General features: G+C 68.3%; 15 protein-coding genes. 5 read left to right on the top strand and 10 right to left on the bottom strand.

Annotated features, from left to right (window positions below; all coding sequences use genetic code 11):
- The first annotated feature begins 174 nt into the window (after positions 1–174).
- Positions 175–918, top strand: a complete 744-nt coding sequence (locus D1604_RS10505; protein ID WP_119413307.1) for a class I SAM-dependent methyltransferase — start codon at positions 175–177, stop codon at positions 916–918.
- 142 nt (positions 919–1,060) lie between these two features.
- Here the strand turns inward: D1604_RS10505 and infB are convergent, their stop codons facing one another.
- From infB to htpX, 6 genes are all read right to left on the bottom strand, one after another.
- Complete coding sequence (infB, locus tag D1604_RS10500) at positions 1,061–4,042, bottom strand: translation initiation factor IF-2 (RefSeq protein ID WP_119413235.1); 2,982 nt, start codon at positions 4,040–4,042, stop codon at positions 1,061–1,063.
- A gap of 112 nt (positions 4,043–4,154) precedes the next feature.
- Entirely contained in the window at positions 4,155–4,829 is a 675-nt protein-coding gene (locus tag D1604_RS10495) for an RNA-binding protein (protein ID WP_119413234.1), read from the bottom strand.
- A gap of 18 nt (positions 4,830–4,847) precedes the next feature.
- Positions 4,848–6,596, bottom strand: coding sequence for a transcription termination factor NusA (nusA, locus tag D1604_RS10490; RefSeq protein WP_024354290.1), 1,749 nt, complete (start codon positions 6,594–6,596; stop codon positions 4,848–4,850).
- The gene (rimP, locus tag D1604_RS10485; protein WP_119413233.1) at positions 6,596–7,198 is read right to left on the bottom strand and encodes a ribosome maturation factor RimP; all 603 of its coding nucleotides are present in this window, start codon (positions 7,196–7,198) and stop codon (positions 6,596–6,598) included. The genes nusA and rimP overlap by 1 nt, the downstream gene beginning before the upstream one ends.
- Before the next feature lie 151 nt (positions 7,199–7,349).
- Positions 7,350–8,081: a tRNA (guanosine(46)-N7)-methyltransferase TrmB gene (gene trmB, locus D1604_RS10480; RefSeq protein WP_119413232.1), complete on the bottom strand. Its 732-nt coding sequence runs from the start codon at positions 8,079–8,081 to the stop codon at positions 7,350–7,352.
- Between the two features lie 172 nt (positions 8,082–8,253).
- Positions 8,254–9,222, bottom strand: a complete 969-nt coding sequence (gene htpX / locus D1604_RS10475; protein ID WP_119413231.1) for a zinc metalloprotease HtpX — start codon at positions 9,220–9,222, stop codon at positions 8,254–8,256.
- A gap of 100 nt (positions 9,223–9,322) precedes the next feature.
- On the opposite strand from htpX, the gene D1604_RS10470 reads away from it, so the two are divergent.
- Positions 9,323–9,565 carry a DUF1674 domain-containing protein gene (locus D1604_RS10470; protein WP_119413230.1) on the top strand — a complete coding sequence of 81 codons (243 nt, stop codon included), beginning with the start codon at positions 9,323–9,325 and terminating at the stop codon, positions 9,563–9,565.
- 118 nt (positions 9,566–9,683) lie between these two features.
- Positions 9,684–10,514, top strand: a complete 831-nt coding sequence (locus D1604_RS10465; RefSeq protein WP_119413229.1) for a hypothetical protein — start codon at positions 9,684–9,686, stop codon at positions 10,512–10,514.
- 84 nt (positions 10,515–10,598) lie between these two features.
- Here D1604_RS10465 and pyrF read toward each other — a convergent pair whose 3' ends face one another.
- A complete protein-coding gene (gene pyrF / locus D1604_RS10460) occupies positions 10,599–11,330 on the bottom strand; it encodes an orotidine-5'-phosphate decarboxylase (RefSeq protein ID WP_119413228.1) in 732 nt (243 codons plus the stop codon).
- 97 nt (positions 11,331–11,427) lie between these two features.
- Here pyrF and D1604_RS10455 point away from each other — a divergent pair, with 97 nt between their 5' ends.
- The gene (locus D1604_RS10455) at positions 11,428–12,126 is read left to right on the top strand and encodes a MarC family protein (RefSeq protein ID WP_003167964.1); all 699 of its coding nucleotides are present in this window, start codon (positions 11,428–11,430) and stop codon (positions 12,124–12,126) included.
- A 3-nt stretch (positions 12,127–12,129) separates the two neighbouring features.
- On the opposite strand, the gene D1604_RS10450 is transcribed toward D1604_RS10455, so the two are convergent.
- Genes D1604_RS10450 through glpK form a run of 3 tightly spaced genes read right to left on the bottom strand, consistent with a single transcriptional unit; the run spans position 12,130 to position 15,009 of the window.
- Positions 12,130–12,936 (bottom strand): SDR family NAD(P)-dependent oxidoreductase, encoded by an 807-nt coding sequence (locus D1604_RS10450; RefSeq protein ID WP_119413227.1) that lies wholly within the window; start codon positions 12,934–12,936, stop codon positions 12,130–12,132.
- Between the two features lie 10 nt (positions 12,937–12,946).
- The gene (locus D1604_RS10445) at positions 12,947–13,423 is read right to left on the bottom strand and encodes an Rrf2 family transcriptional regulator (protein WP_024354298.1); all 477 of its coding nucleotides are present in this window, start codon (positions 13,421–13,423) and stop codon (positions 12,947–12,949) included.
- The gene (glpK, locus tag D1604_RS10440; protein ID WP_233552036.1) at positions 13,423–15,009 is read right to left on the bottom strand and encodes a glycerol kinase GlpK; all 1,587 of its coding nucleotides are present in this window, start codon (positions 15,007–15,009) and stop codon (positions 13,423–13,425) included. The genes D1604_RS10445 and glpK overlap by 1 nt, the downstream gene beginning before the upstream one ends.
- Positions 15,010–15,066: 57 nt before the next feature.
- Between glpK and D1604_RS10435 the strand changes: the two genes are divergently transcribed.
- Positions 15,067–16,041 carry a threonine ammonia-lyase gene (locus tag D1604_RS10435; protein ID WP_119413226.1) on the top strand — a complete coding sequence of 325 codons (975 nt, stop codon included), beginning with the start codon at positions 15,067–15,069 and terminating at the stop codon, positions 16,039–16,041.
- Positions 16,042–16,101: the final 60 nt, after the last annotated feature.

The following is a 16,101-nucleotide window of genomic DNA, read 5'->3' as shown; positions in this document are numbered from 1 at the left end:
TCTGCGCCCCCCGACGCGATGGCCGAACCCTAAAGCCAACCGAACGTCAGATGAAGCCTTCGATGCTCGGCCGCTGGCGAGGCAGGCGTCCATCCGGCATGATGGGCGTCCGGGCGTATGGCCTTCTGCCTAGGCCCCCTACGCCCGTTCCTCCCCTTCATGATCCGAGCCGCCGTGTTCAAAGACCCCTTCGACATCGACAACTACGCCCAGGACCCGGACCGCTATCTGGCCGTGCCCTTCGTCCCGACGGAGGAGGACACCGTGGCCGCCATGCTGGCGCTGGCGGGGGTAGGGCCGAAGGATCGCCTCTATGATCTGGGGTGCGGCGACGGCCGCATCGTCATCGCCGCCGCCCGCGACCGGGACGCCCACGCCATCGGTTTCGACATCGACCCGACCCGCATCGCCGACGCAATGGAATACGCGGGCTGGGCCGGGGTCGAACACATGGTCGACTTCATCGAGGAAGACCTGTTCAGCGTCGATGTCCGCGAAGCCACCGTGGTCAGTCTCTATCTGCTGCAATCGATCAATGTCGAACTGCGCCCGCGCCTGCTCAGCCAGCTGAAGCCCGGCGCCCGCATCGTCTCCCACGCCTTCGACATGGACGACTGGGCCGCGGATGAGCGGATCAGGGTCGCCGACGGCTATATCTACAAATGGACCGTGCCCGCCTCGGTCGCCGGGCGCTGGGACTGGACCCGCGAAAACGGAACAACCTGCCGCCTGGAGCTGGAGCAGAAGTATCAGCAGGTGACGGGCCGGGCCTGGCTGGGCGAGACCGAGGTCTCCATGACCGCCGAACTGACCGGCGAACGGCTGGAGATCGAGCTTCAGGCCGACGATGCGGCGCCGATCCAGCGCTTCACCATGACCTTCTCGGACGGCGCGCTGAAGTCTGTCGTGGAGGACTGACCCTACCCCACCCGCTTATCCCGTCGGACGCCGGGATGAGCGGAAATTGGCCGCAACGCCAAAGACAAAGGGCGCGGCTTCTTTCGAAACCGCGCCCTTCATGTTTCAGGCCGTGAGGCTCAAACGTCCAGATCTAGGCACCCTAGTCCAGGGTGCGCTTGATCTCTTCGACAGTGAAGCACTCGATGTAGTCGCCTTCCTTGATGTCCTGGAAGCCGGCGAACTGCATGCCGCACTCCTGACCCGAAGGCACTTCGTTGACCTCGTCCTTGAAGCGCTTGAGCGTGTTGAGCACGCCCAGCTCCAGCACCACCACGTCGTCGCGGATGATGCGGACGCGCGCGCCCTTGCGGACCACGCCCTCGGTGACGCGGCAGCCCGCGACCCGGCCGACCTTGGTGATGTCGAAGGTCTGCAGCACCTTGGCGTTGCCCAGGAAGGTTTCGCGCTGGAGCGGCGCCAGCATGCCCGAGAGCACGCCCTTAATGTCGTCCAGCAGGTCGTAGATGATCGAGTAGTAACGGATCTCGACGCCTTCACGCTCAGCCAGTTCGCGCGCCTGTTTCGATGCACGGACGTTGAAGCCCAGGATCGGCGCCCCGGCCGATTTGGCCAGATTGACGTCGCTCTCGGTGATGCCGCCGGCGCCATGCATGACCACGCGGGCCCGCACTTCGTCGTTGCCCATCTTCTCCAGCGAGGTGGTGATGGCTTCGGCCGTGCCCTGCACGTCCGACTTGATGAGGACCGGCAGCTCGCTGATCTTCTTTGACCCGAGCTTGGCCATCATGTCGGCCAGCGACAGGCTGCCGCCGGAGACCTGACCCTTTTCACGCTTCACGCGCTGACGGTATTCGGTCAGTTCGCGGGCGCGGGCCTCGTTCTCGACCACAGCGAAGACGTCGCCCGGCGTGGGGGCTTCCGACAGACCCAGGATCTCGACCGGAACCGAGGGACCGGCTTCGGTCAGCTGGGCGTTGCGCTCGTCCAGCAGGGCGCGCGCCTTGCCCCAGGCGGAGCCGGCCACGACGATGTCGCCGCGCTTCAGCGTGCCGCGCTTGACCAGGACGGTCGCGACCGGCCCGCGGCCCTTGTCCAACTGGGCCTCGATCACCACGCCCTCGGCCGAACGCTCGGCGTTGGCGCGCAGGTCCATGACTTCCGCCTGCAGCAGGATGGCGTCGGTCAGGCCGTTCAGGTTGATCTTCTCCTTGGCCGACAGCTCGATGATCTGAGTGTCGCCGCCCAGGGATTCAGCAATCACCTCATATTGCAGCAGCTCGTTGACGATCTTCTGCGGGTTGGCGTCGGGCTTATCGACCTTGTTGACCGCCACGATGATCGGCGAACCGGCCGCCTTGGCGTGCTGGATGGCCTCGACCGTCTGCGGCATGACGCCGTCGTCGGCGGCCACCACCAGGACGACGATGTCGGTGACGTTGGCGCCGCGCGCCCGCATCGCCGAGAAAGCCGCGTGGCCCGGCGTATCCAGGAAGGTGATGCGCTGACCATCGGCCAGACGCACCTGATAGGCGCCGATGTGCTGGGTGATGCCGCCGGCTTCGCCCGCCGCCACGTCCGTGGTGCGCAGGGCGTCCAGCAGCGAGGTCTTGCCGTGGTCGACGTGACCCATGATGGCCACGACCGGAGCGCGCAGGTCGCCGGTGTCGGCCTCGTCGGCCTCGGCGATGAAGCCTTCTTCAATGTCGGATTCCGACACGCGCTTGACGGCCATGCCGTATTCCTCGGCCACCAGTTCGGCGGTGTCGGAATCGATCACGTCGTTGATCTTCATCATCAGGCCCTGACGCATCAGGAATTTGATGATGTCGACGCCGCGCACCGCCATCCGGTTGGCCAGTTCGCCAACGGTGATGGTGTCCGGAATGATCACTTCACGCGGACGGTTCGGCGTTTCGGTCGAGCCGCCGCGGCGCTTTTCCTTCTCGCGTTCGCGAGCGCGGCGCACCGAGGCCAGCGAGCGCATCCGCTCGACGGCGTCCTCGTCGCCCCCCGCCACCGAGTGGATGGTCAGGCGGCCTTCGCGGCGCTTGGGCTCGCCGCGCGTGCGGCTGACGGCCTTGCCCGGCGCATTGTCGGCGAAACGCTTGTCGCGGTCGTCCTCACGACCGGCCGGACGGGCGAAGCCGCCGCCGGCGCGGCTGGGACGCGCCACCTCGGGCTGGGCCGGTGGCTGGTTAGGGGCCGGGCGGCCGCCAGGACGGGCCGCGCCGGGCGCGCCGGTGCGGGCGCCGGGAGCCGGACGCGGGTTCAGGGCCGAATAGCGAACCGTCTGGGCCGGACGGGCGGGACGCTCGCCGCCCTCGCGACCGCCTTCACGCGGCGCCTGTTCGCTGGCCTGCGGACGCTCGCCGCCCATCGCCTGTTCGCGAGCCGAGCGCCCCCCGAAGGCGGGACGTTCCAGCGGCGCGCGGCCTTGCGGAATCTTGGGCGCACGCTGGCCGAAGTTGACGGCCGGGCGCTTGGGCGCGGCCGGTTTGACCGGCTCAGGCTTGGCCTCCACCTTCTGGGCCTCGACCTTCGGCGCTTCCGCCTTGGGAGTCTCGACCTTGGGCGCAGCGGGCTTGGCCGGCGCCGGGGCGGCGGCGCCCAGCTTGGCGGCCTCGACCCGCGCCGCTTCAGCAGCAGCCTTTGCAGCGGCGGCTTCGGCGACGGCCTTGGCGGCGGCGGCTTCAGCGGCGGCCGCCTGCTGGCGCTCGGCAGCCTCGGCGGCGGCCTTGGCGGCTACGGCCTGGCGTTCCTTTTCGGCCGCCTGCTGGGTCGCCAGGGCGATGGCGCGACGACGCGCTTCCTGCTCCTCGGCCGACAGACCTCCGCCCATCGGTTGACGCGGCGCGGCAGAACGCGGCGCGCCGCCTTCGGAACGCGGACGCGCGACATCGAAGCCCTGCGGGCGCTGATGCCCGCCCTGGGCGCCGGCCCGGCGCTTGGTCTCGACGACGACGGTCTTGGAACGGCCGTGGCTGAAGCTCTGTTTCACAGTGCCGGTCGAGACCGAACCCGTCGCGCGCGGCTTCAGGCTCAGCGGGGCGCGCGGCCCCGTCTGCGAAGGCGCGTTGGCAGGAGTCTTGCCGTCGTTGGAATTGTTGTTTTCGTCGCTCATCCGGTCGCTTTACTCAGGGCGGAGAATTCCGCCTTCGCCTGTCTCAATCACCCATAGCAGAATGCGGCCCCGCCTCCGTTGTTTCGGAAACAGGCCCGCAGCCGCTTAAACCCTAAGGCTCTCCATCCGGGGCGTCGCCCCGGTCGTCCTCTGCGCCGTGTTCGGGCCCCGCCCGGTTCCAGCTCTGGGGACAGAGAGGTCGAAATCCCGCCAGCCGCTGAACCTCCAGGGTCCAGCGATCAGCCCGCCCGCCTTGCAGCAGGACGGCGTGTATCGCATTTTCCAGCCCAAGGGCCAAACTCAAATCGTCCGCGCTGAAAGCCCCGCAGATTTCGGGGGCGGGCGAGGCGTGTCTGGAGAGGGCCAGAAGCTTACCGCGCCCATCGGCCGAACCGTCGGCGGCTTCGATCAGCCATGCGGCGCGGCCGCTGCGGATCGCCGCAGCGCATTTCTCGAAGCCAGAGATAAGCACGCCTTCGCGCCGGGCAAGCCCCAGTTGGTCCAGACAGCGGCGAACCAGCAGACTTTCGACCAGATCAGGCAGGTCGGCGGCGGGTTTCAGCGGCGCCTTGGCGGCGCGCGCGAACATGTTCTTCTTGATCGCCGCCTCCAGAGAGACGCGGTCGGCGGCGACCCACAGGCCCCGGCCCGGCAGCTTGCGCCCCAGATCGGGGACCACCGCGCCGTCCGGGCCGGCCACGAAACGGATCAGGCGAGATTCATCGAGGGCCTGGCGTGACGCCAGGTCCTGACGATCCCTATCGATCAACGTCTCGGACGACCTCATGGACGGCTACGGCTCCCATCACATGTCGCGGGACTGGTCGTCGAGGTCGTCAGCGGGGGCGGCCTGCGCCTCGCTGTCGTCGCTCGCATCGGCGGCCGGGGCGTCTTCGCCCTCGCCGTCGAAGTCACCATCGAACTCGCCCTCAAACGTCTCTTCTTCGACGTACTCAGGCTGGGGCAGTTCCGAAGCGTCGATCCAGCCGGCGGCCACGCGCGCCTGCAGGATCAGCATTTCGGCGTCTTCCTGGCTCAGGTTGAAGCTTTCCAGCACGCCGGCGACCTTGACCCGCTCGCCGCCGCGCACTTCGTAGCCGCCGCGGATTTCGTCGGTGGCCAGGTCGGCCAGATCCTCGACCGTCTTCACCCCGCCTTCGCCCAGGGCGACAGCGATGGCGGCGGTCACGCCCGGAACCTCAAGCACGCCGTCTTCGACGCCCAGAGCCACGCGCTTGGCGTCCAGCTCGGCCGCCAGACGATCCAGGTGCTCGCGGGCGCGAGTCTGCAGTTCTTCGGCGGTGTCTTCGTCGAAGCCCTCGATCTCCGAGATTTCATAGGGTTCGACGAAGGCCAGGTCCTCGACCGTGGCGAAGCCTTCGGTGACCAGCAGTTGGGCGATCGTCTCGTCCACATCCAGGGCTTCCTGGAACAGAGCGGTGCGCTCGCTGAATTCCTTCTGGCGACGCTCGGAGTCCTGAGACTCGGTGATGATGTCGATCTGCCAGCCGGTCAGCTGCGAGGCGAGGCGGACGTTCTGGCCGCGGCGACCGATGGCCAGCGACAGTTGTTCGTCCGGCACCACGACTTCGACGCGGTCGGCTTCTTCGTCCAGCACCACCTTGGCCACTTCGGCCGGGGCCAGGGCGTTGACGATGAAGGTCGGCTCGTCGTCGACCCACGGAATGATGTCGATCTTCTCGCCCTGCAGTTCGGCGACCACCGCCTGCACGCGCGACCCGCGCATGCCGACGCAGGCGCCGACCGGATCGATGGAGCTGTCGTTCGACAGCACGGCCATCTTGGCGCGCGAACCGGCGTCGCGGGCGGCGGCGCGGATCTCGATCACGCCGTCATAGACTTCGGGCACTTCCTGGGCGAACAGCTTGGCCATGAAGCCCGGATGGGCGCGCGACAGCATGACCTGCGGGCCCTTGGCCTCCGGGCGCACGTCGTAGATATAGGTGCGCACACGGTCGCCGATGTTGAACACTTCGCGCGGGATCGACTGGTCGCGGCGCATGATGCCTTCGCCACGGCCCAGGTCGACGATGGTGTTGCCGTATTCGACACGCTTGACCGTGCCGTTGACGATCTCGCCGACGCGATCCTTGAACTCTTCGTACTGGTTTGCGCGCTCAGCCTCGCGGACCTTTCCAGTCACGACCTGGCGGGCCATCTGCGTCTGGACGCGGCCGAACTCGAACGGCGGCAGGACCTCGACGTATTCCTTGCCGACCTCGGCCTCGGCGTCGCGCTTCAGGGCGTCGCGCAGACGCACCATGGCGCTGTCGTTGAACTCTTCCAGCTCGTCTTCCGGCTGCCAGTCGTCGGCGACGATGGTGACGTGACGCGTCAGGGTCAGCTCGCCGGTCTTGTGGTCGATCTTGGCGCGGATGTCGTGGTGCGCGCCATAACGCGACTTGGCGCCCTTTTGGATCGCCTCCTCGATCGCGTCGATGACGATTTCCCGGTCGATGCTCTTCTCGCGCGCGACGGCGTCGGCGATGGAGAGCAGTTCCAGGCGGTTGGCGGAGATTCCGGTCACGGCCATCAGGCGTCGTCCTTGGTGGAGTCTTGAGTGGAGTCGGAGTTGTCGGCGTCCGGCGCGCCCTCAGGCAGGCCATCGTCTTCAGGTTCGCCGCGCGCCGCGCGCAGGGCGGCGCCGCGCTTCAGCAGTTCGTCGGTCAGCACCAGCTTGGCGTCGGCCAGCCAGGCGAAGGGGATCAGGGCGGTCTCGTCCTCGCCGTCCAGGTCGATGGCGACATTCTCGCCCTCGGTCCCGGCGACAACGCCCTTGAAGCGCTTGCGCCCCTCGACCATGCGGTCGGTTTCGAGACGAGCTTCCAGCCCCTCGAACAGGTCAAAGTCGATCAGGCGCGTCAGCGGCCGGTCGATACCGGGCGACGAAACTTCCAGCAGATATTCGCCGGCGATCGGGTCGGCGGCGTCCAGCACCTCGGACACGGCGCGCGACAGACGGGCGCATTCCTCGACCGAGATGTCGTGGTCGGCCTGGCGCTCGGCCATGATCTGCAGACGACGGCGCAGCGTCCCGCCCATCAGGCGCACGCGCACGACCGCCAGCCCCAGGCTCTCGGCCACAGGGTCGATCAGCTCCAGCAGAGCGCGGTCTTCGGCGGTCTTGGCCCGCAAGCGGATACTCCAGAAAACAAAAGCGACGGACCATCCGGGCCGCCGCTTGAAACGACGCCGTTGGACGTCGGTCTAACGATGTGAACGGTCATATAGGCCAAAGCGGGGGCCGTGTCAGCCCCCCGCCGTCTTATTGGGCGAAGACCCGCCGTCAGGTCCGCTTCACGAACTCCAGGAAAATCGGATCAGTGTCGCCCAGCTTCTTTTCCTCATAGCGGGTGACGACGTGGTCTTCAGGCGCGGCGAACCAGTCGGCGCCCGTCTCGATGCGCGTCAGGCCCGGCGTGCGCGCCAGCCGCTCCAGCGCCCAGTCGGCGTAGTCCAGCCAGTCGGTGACGAAGCGCACCCTGCCGCCCGGCTTGAGCAGGCGGGCGATCTCGACCGCCGTTTCGTCCTGCAGGAAGCGACGCTTGTTGTGGCGCGCCTTGTGCCAGGGGTCGGGGAAGAGGATCATCACCCGATCCAGAGAGGCGTCGGGCAGGGCCGCCATCACCGCGCGGGCGTCGTCGGCATGCAGGCGGACATTCTGAAGCCCGCCTTCCTCGATGTGGCGCAGGGCCGAGGCCACGCCGTTCAGGAAGGGCTCGCAGCCGATCATCACCGCCTCGGGATGACGCGCCGCCTGGGCCGCCAGATGCTCGCCGCCGCCGAAGCCGATCTCCAGCCAGGCGGCGCTTGCACCCGGCATCAGGGCCAGCGGGTCGATCGGCCCCTTGGCCGGGTCCGGCACGGCGATGCGCGGCATCAGGGTGTCGAACAGGGCCGCCTGCTTCGCCTTGATCGGCCGCGACTTGATGCGCCCGAAGGAGCGCAACGGGCCATGCGCCTTGGCCCATTCGGGGCGGTCGGCGTCGGACGGCTTGGGATCGGTCTCGTCGGTCATGGCGCGCGCTCTAGACCATTTTCGGTTCAGTCGAAATCGACTGAACCGAGATCAATGGTCCAAAATCATGCTTTGAGCGAATATCTGCGTTCAGTTGGACACTCGTCCAACTGAACCGATTTCGCTCTAGCGGCTTAAGCCCGCACACGCAAAGCCCCATCCTTGCGGAAAGTCAGCCCCACGGCCCGCGCGGCGGCGCATCGTCGGTTGTCGGCACGCTGGTTCCCCGAACCGGCGATGCGGAAGGCGCAGTCGCGACGAAGGCCGCCGTCGGACGCCCGCCCATGCCCATCTTCGCGCCAAGCTCCATCAGGGCGCGCACGCGGTTGCCGGTGGCCGGGTGGGTCGAGAACAGATTGTCCGCCCCCTTCCCGTTCAGCGGATTGATGATGAACATATGGGCCGTCGCCGGATTGCGCTCGGCAGGCGCGTTGACCGCGCCCCGCGCATAGGCCTCGATCTTCTGCAGGGCCGAGGCCAGCGCCTGCGGATCGTTGGCGATCTCTGCCCCGACGCGGTCCGCTTCGTATTCGCGTGCGCGGCTGATGGCCATCTGCACCAGACCCGCCGCCATCGGCGCCAGCAGCATCAGGGCGATGGTCCCGATCATGCCGCCCGGCCTTTCACGGTCGTTGCCGCCGAAAAACAGGGCGAAATTGGCCAGCATGGCGATGGCGCCCGCCACCGTCGCCGTGACCGTCATGGTCAGGGTGTCGCGGTTCTTCACATGGGCCAGTTCGTGCGCCATCACGCCGCGGATCTCTTCGCGGGTCAGCATGTCCAGCAGCCCCGTCGTCGCCGCCACCGCCGCGTTCTGAGGGTTGCGCCCCGTGGCGAAGGCGTTGGGCTGGTCGTTCGGGATGATGGTGATGTTGGGCAGGGGAAGGCCCGCATCCTGCGCCATCTGCTTCACATCGGCGACATAGGCGCGCACCACGGCGTTGGGATGTGTCTCGTCCACCGGCTGGGCGCGATACATCTTCAGGACGATCTTGTCCGCGTTCCAATAGCTGAAGACATTCATGCCCGCCGCCACGGCCAAGGCGATGGCCATGCCGCTGGCGCCGCCGATCAGATAGCCGATCCCCATGAACAGGGCGGTCATCACGGCCAGCAGGGCGAATGTCTTCAGATGGTTCATGCGAGAGGCTTCGGACGAAGGTTTCGAGCGTCAGGGGTGGCGTGTTCGGCCGGAACGTCTATTTGAGGCCCAGCATCCCCGCTCTCAAGGCAGGCGACCTGTGACCGAACAGCCCACCCCCCCGATCGAAACCTCCCCCGAGGCCGTCTTCAACGCCGACGTGCCCCACGCCACGCCGGAGCGCCCGCTGAGCGAGGCCGCACGCCGCGCCCTGCTGGAGGCGGCTGAACGCCGCGCCGCCGAAGACGCCGCCGCCCTGCCCAATGAAGTCGGCGGCCGCAAAGGGCCTGAGCCGACCCGCTTCGGCGACTGGGAGAAGAAAGGCCTGGCGGTAGATTTTTAAGGCGCTGCCGCTCGCCGCGCGGCGGCGCTCATCCCGCATCGGTTCCCTTGCTGGGAGAATAATGAACGCTCCGGCGAAATGCGCATTAACCTTTGCGGCCGAAACAAGGAGCGCAGCCATGAAGGCTCTATTCTACGCCGCCGCCGGCGCGGCGATCCTCATCGCCGGAGCGGCCGAGGCCCACCAGGCCGGCGCCCGCTATAACGCCGCCGCAGGCTACGCCCGCGGTCCTGTGGTCCAGAGCCGCGCCCAGACCTGGTACAGCGACACCGGCTGGCAGGGCGGTTACGGCCCCGTCGAGAGCTACGGCTATGGATACGGCTACGGCGGCGCCGGGGTGCGGCCGCCCGTCGTGGTCGCTCCGTCGCAACCGCCGATCCAGCAGGGCGGCTACGGCTATTCCGGCGTCACCCGCTCCATGCCCTTCGGCTATCCGGTCGACGGCTACGGCCGCTATCCGTGGGCGCGCTACGGCTATGGCGGCTACGGCGGCCAATACAGCGGCAGTCAGTACAGCGGCGGCTATCAACAACAGGGCTATTATCAGGGCGGTTACAGCCAGGACTGCGGCCGCTGCGGCCCGCCGCCTCAACCCGTGCATTACCGCTCCGAGCCGATCTACGTCAGCCAGCCGCCAGTCTACGTCTCCCAGCCGCCCGTCTATGTGGAGTCGCCGCCGATCTATGTGCAGCCGGCCCCGGTCTACGTCGAACCGGCCCGCGTCCACGTGGCCCCGCCGCCGGTGCATGTGGCCGCCGCCGACGTGCGCGTCGCCCCGGCCCATGTCGAAGTGGCCCGGCCCGACGTCTATGTCGAACCGCCACGCGTCGAGACGGCCCCGCCGGTCGTGAACTTCGATCAGGGCTACTACGCCGTGCCGCCGGCCCCGCCGCCTCCGCCGTCGCCGACCGAGCGGCCTTACCGCCAGGAACGCGGCGAACGCGGCTGATACGACAAGGGCGGCGTCTGCGGACGCCGCCCTTTCTGTTTCACGTGAAGCACGATCCCTTTAGCGATCAATCTCTTCAGGCGATCAAACGCCTGCGACCAATGCGATCTCCTGAGTGATCGCCTGAGCCGCTGCGCGGGGGTCGGACGCCGCCGTGATCGGACGGCCGATGACCAGATGGGTGGCGCCCGCCTCCAGCGCGCTGGCCGGGGTCGCCGCGCGCGCCTGATCGTCCATCGCCGCCCCGGCAGGCCGCACGCCCGGCGTGACGATCAGGAAGTCCCCCCTGCCTGCTTCAGCCGCAATCTGCCGCGCCCGCCCCGCCTCATGCGGGCTGGAGACGACGCCGTGGACGCCCGCCTCCAGCGCCTGACGCACCCGCAGCTCCACCAGTTCGGCGGTCGACAAACTGTGATCATCCGCCCTCAGATCATCGTCGGTCAGGCTGGTCAGGACGGTTACGCCCAGGATCTTCAGGTCCGAGCCCGCCGCCCCGCGCGCCGCCGCCGCCATCACCTGGGGCCGGGCGTGGACGGTCAGCAGGTCGCAGCCCGCGTTCGCCAGCACCGCCGCCGCCTTCTCCACCGTCGCGCCGATGTCGTGCAGCTTCCAGTCCAGAAACACCTGGGCACCCGACGCCTTCAGCTCGCGCGCCAGCGCCATGCCGTCCGAAGCGAACAGCTGAAGCCCAACCTTGTAGAAGCCGACCGCATCGCCGATCCGCTCGACCAGAGCCCGCGCCTCATCCGTCGTCGGCACGTCCAGGGCGCAGATCACGCGCGGATCGAAGGGACGATTGGGTCGGTCTGCGGACATTTCCAGCTCTCGGCGGCTTGCAGGCGCGCGCGGATGCCCCGATAGGTGGGGCGAGGAGTCGCGGTCGCGCGGCGGGTTTTCAGGGCAAGGTGCAGCAATGAACGCGGTCGATCTGGGGGTCAACCTGTTCGTGGCGCTGTTCGCCCTGCTGGACCCCATCGGCAATGTGCCGATCTTCGCGGCGGCCACGGCGGGCGCTTCCCTGCGTCAGCGGATCAGCGTCTCGGCCATGATCTGCCTGTTCGCCGTGGTCTTCCTCGGCTTCTTCTTCTTCACCGGCCTGGGCCTGCTGCAGTTCTTCGGCATTTCGCTGGCCGCCTTCCGCATCGCGGGCGGCATCCTGCTGCTGCTGCTGGGTCTGGATATGGCGCGCGAGGACTTCCTGAAGATCTTCGCCGACGCCGACGCCGTAACGGACGCCCAGGATGTGCGCGGCTACGCCAAGCGCCGCTTCAAGCGGCTGATCGTGCCCTTCGCCATTCCCCTGATGATCGGGCCGGGCGCCATCTCGGCCGTGATCATCAACGCCGGAGAGGCGGCCAAGCTGGGCCTCACCGGGACCTTGGCCTCCCTGGTCGCCATGATCGCCGCCTGCGTCGTCACCTTCCTGTGCTTCTCGGCCACTGGGCCGATCAGCCGCATCCTCGGCGACGTGGGCATGGCCATCGTCGTGCGGGTGCTGGGCCTGATCCTGTGCGCCCTGGCGATCCAGTTCATCCTGATGGGTCTGGGCGAGGCTCTGCCGGGCATGTTCAGCGCCGGAGTCACCGCCCCCTATCCGGCGGGCGGCCAGTAATCGCTAAAGCCGGTCCAGACGCCTGGCGTGGCCGCCGACCATCTTCAGCGCCATCGTGTCGGGCAGAATTCCGCCCAGCGCCGCCAGCACATTGTTCATCACGCCCGGCGTCACGCGCGGACGATTCGCCTCGACCGCGCCCCAGCCGATGCGCGCGACGCGATCGGCGTCCATCCACATCCAACGGGGATAGGCGGCCGAGACCTGCTCGCGCGAGCTGTTGACGTCGTGGAACTCCGTATAGGTGTAGCCGGGGCACAGGGCGGTGACATGCACGCCGGTCCCCCGCATCTCCAGCCACAACCCCTGCGACGCCTTGATCAGAAAGCTTTTGATCGGACCGTAAAGGGTGTCGCCGCCGGTCGCGGGCATCTGTCCGGCCAGGGAGGCGACGTTCAGCACCCGGCCCCATCCGCGCGCGACCATGCCCGGCAGCAGCAGACGCGACAGCTCGACCGGCGCGCTCAGCATAACGCGGACCATGGCGGCGTGGTCGGCCGGGTCCGTGGTCAGAAAGCCTGTGGTGCGGCTGAAGCCTGCGTTGTTGATCAGGCCGTCGACGGCCAGGCCCCGCACGGTGATCGCCTCGACCAGACGGACGGGCGCGTCAGGGTCAGCCAGATCAGCGGGAATGACGGCGACCGCGACGCCGTACGCAGCGCTCAGTTCCTCGGCCAGGCTCTGCAGCGGCCCTTCGCGACGGGCGGTCAGGATCAGGTCGTAGCCACGCCCGGCGCAGACTCGGGCCAGCGCCGCCCCTATGCCCGCCGAGGCGCCGGTGATCAGAATGGTGCGGCGCCCCTCCCCCACGGACGGCTCGTCAGGCTGCGTCGGCGTTGGGACAGGACGGATGCGGGGCGAAGGCGCGCAGCACCTCAGGGTCTTCTTCCAGCAGGTCGGCGATGGTGATCTTCGACAGGGCCGCGCCCGCCGCCTGGTCCGCCGCCGTCAGGGCCTTGGCGACCTGACGCGGAATATGTTCGCCGATCGGGCAGCCCTTGGCCCCCGCAGGCGGAGAGCCCAGATGAGCGCAACCGTTCACCGCCCGCAACACCTCGTCCAGACAGATGGTCTCAGGGCGCCGCAGCAGCCACGACCCGCCCGAGGCGCCCGGACGCGTCGCGATCAGTCCCGCCTTGGCCAGCAGGGCGGTCACCCGACGGATCACCACCGGATTGGTCGGCACCGAGGCGGCCAGGACGGCGCTCGGCTCGGCCTCGGTCGCCGCATAGGCGCCCTTGTGGGCCAGATAGGCCAGGGCGTGGGCGGCGACGGGAAAACGTTGGCTGTCAGACATCAGTGTTCATGCTCCAGACCGATAGGTAGGCCTTCCACGCCTGTTTCACAAATCAATCTGCAATAATAACTGTTGTAGATTGTGGCCGGGTCCGTATCCTCAGCGCGCGCCGCCGCCACGGCCGCCCGCACCGCGCCGCGCCATCCCTTCCGCAGCCGCGCCCTCTCAGTCTCGTCCATGTCCGGCGTCCAGACAGCGGGCGACTCAGCAGGCGCGGTCCACAGCGCGGACGTCAGGCCCACGCCATAGGCCGCCAGGCGCGCCGCTCCCATAGCCGTCATTTCCTGGAAGGCCGGGCGCTCGACCTCGACCTCGCAGATATCGGCGACGAACTGCATGGCGAAGGCGTTGGCGGTGACCCCGCCATCGACCTTGAGCCGTTTCAGCTGCGGCGCGCCGTCCTTCTTCAAGGCGTCCAGCAGGTCGCGGGTCTGGTAGGCCAGACTCTCCAGCGCCGCGCGGACCATATGCGCCGGGCCGCTATCGCGCGTCAGACCGACGACCGTGCCACGCGCCTCCGGCTCCCACCACGGCGCGCCCAGACCAGTGAAGCCGGGGACCAGATAGACCCCGCCGTTATCCGTCAGCGACTGGGCCACAGCCTCGGACTGGCGCGAATCCGACAGCACCTTCAGCCCGTCGCGCAGCCACTGGATCGCTGACCCGGCCGAGAAGATGGACCCCTCCAGCGCATAGGCCGCTTCGCCGCCAGCCGCATAGCCCAGCGTCCCCAGCAGGCGCGAGGTCGAGGCGACCGGCGCATCGCCGACATTGGCGACCAGAAAGGCGCCTGTCCCGTATGTGATCTTGGCGTCTCCCGCCGTCAGCGCGCCATGCCCGACCAGGGCCGCGTGCTGGTCCCCCGCCGAACCATGAATGGGCAGGGCGCGCCCTAACAGCGACGGGTCCGCCTTCCCCAGCAGGGCGTCGCAGTCGCGGATTTCCGGCAGGGCCTCCATCGGCACGCCGAAAAGCTCGCACAGGTCCGGCCGCCACGCGCGGGTCGTCAGGTCCATCAGGCTGGTGCGGCTGGCGTTGGTGGCGTCGGTGACGTGGCTGTTTCCGCCGGTCAGCTTCCAGATCAGCCAGGCGTCGATGGTGCCCAGCTTGACCTCGCCCCGCTCCGCCCGCTCGCGCGCGCCGGGCACGGCGTCCAGCAGCCAGGCGTATTTCGACGCCGAGAAATAGGGGTCGAGGATCAGGCCCGTCGCCGCCTGCACCTTCGCTTCATGCCCCTCAGCCGCAAGCCTGCCCGTCGCCTCGGCCGTACGCCGGTCCTGCCAGACGATGGCGCGATGCAGGGGCTCGCCGGACGCCGCGTCCCAGATCACCGAGGTCTCGCGCTGGTTGGTGATGCCGATGGCGGCGAAACGGCCGACGCCGCCCGCCTTTCTGACGACTTCGCGACAGGTCTGCAAAGTCGCCCGCCAGATTTCGGCCGCGTCATGCTCGACCCAGCCCGAGTGCGGGAAATGCTGCGCCAGCTCAATCTGGCTGACGGCGACAGCGCTGAACGCCCCTTCGGGCGAGACTTCAAACGCAATCGCTCGCGTCGAGGTCGTGCCCTGGTCGATGGCGAGGATCATATTTGTGTGCATTCTGGCAGTTATGCAGAGGCTGCGTCTCTCCGTAAGAGGAAATCCATGCATACGCCCAGCATCGAAGGCGTCGTCGACGCCGCCCGCCAGATCGCCCCCGCCGCCGTCCGCACGCCGTTGATCGAGCATCCGGCCCTGAACGAGGCTGTCGGCGGCCGCGTCCTGATGAAGGCCGAGACGTTTCAGATCGCGGGCGCCTTCAAGTTCCGCGGCGCCTATAACCGCATCAGCCGCCTGACGGACGAAGAGAAGACGCGCGGCGTGGTCGCCTATTCTTCGGGCAACCACGCGCAGGGGGTCGCGGCCGCCGCCCAAGCCGTCGGAACGCCCGCCCTGATCGTCATGCCGTCCGACAGCCCGGCGGTGAAGGTCGAGGGCGTGCGCGCCTTCGGCGGCGAGGTGCGCTTCTACGACCGCTGGACCGAGAGCCGCGAGGCCATCGGCGCCGAGATCGCGACCGAGCGGGGCTCCGTGCTGGTCCCGCCATTCGACGATCCCTTCATCATCGAGGGGCAGGGCACGGTCGGGCTGGAGATGCTGGAGCAGGCAGGCGTGCCGATGGATCAGATTCTGTGCGGCGCTTCGGGCGGCGGGCTGGTCGCCGGGATCAATCTGGTCATGGCTGAACAGAGCCCCGACACCCGCGTCATCGTGGTCGAGCCCGACGCTTTCGACGACACCCGCCGCTCGCTGGCGGCCGGAATCCGCGTCGGCCATCCCGAAGGCGCGCCCTCTATCTGCGACGCCCTGATGGCGCCCATGCCGGGCGAGCTGACCTGGCCGATCAATCAACGCCTGGCGGGCGCCGCAACCGTGACCGACGCCGAGGTCGCCGAGGCCATGCGCTTCGCCTTCCGCTGGCTGAAGCTGGTCATCGAGCCGGGCGGCGCTGTGTCTCTGGCGGCGCTGCTGTCGGGCAAGGTCGAGGCCAAAGACCTGATCACCGGCATCGTCCTGTCCGGCGGCAATATCGACCCCGGCCTGTTCAGCACCATCATCGAGGGCCGATTCGAGGGCTAAACCTCTCTGGCGCGAGCGAGGGGCTAGCGGCTAAGCTGACGCTCGTCTGTAAGGGGAGCG

The sequence above is a fragment of the Brevundimonas sp. LPMIX5 genome, from assembly GCF_003576505.1.
In the GTDB taxonomy this organism is placed as follows: Bacteria; Pseudomonadota; Alphaproteobacteria; order Caulobacterales; family Caulobacteraceae; genus Brevundimonas; species Brevundimonas naejangsanensis.
The sequence above is the reverse complement of the archived record's forward strand: the minus strand, read 5'-3'. Positions and strand labels throughout refer to the sequence as shown.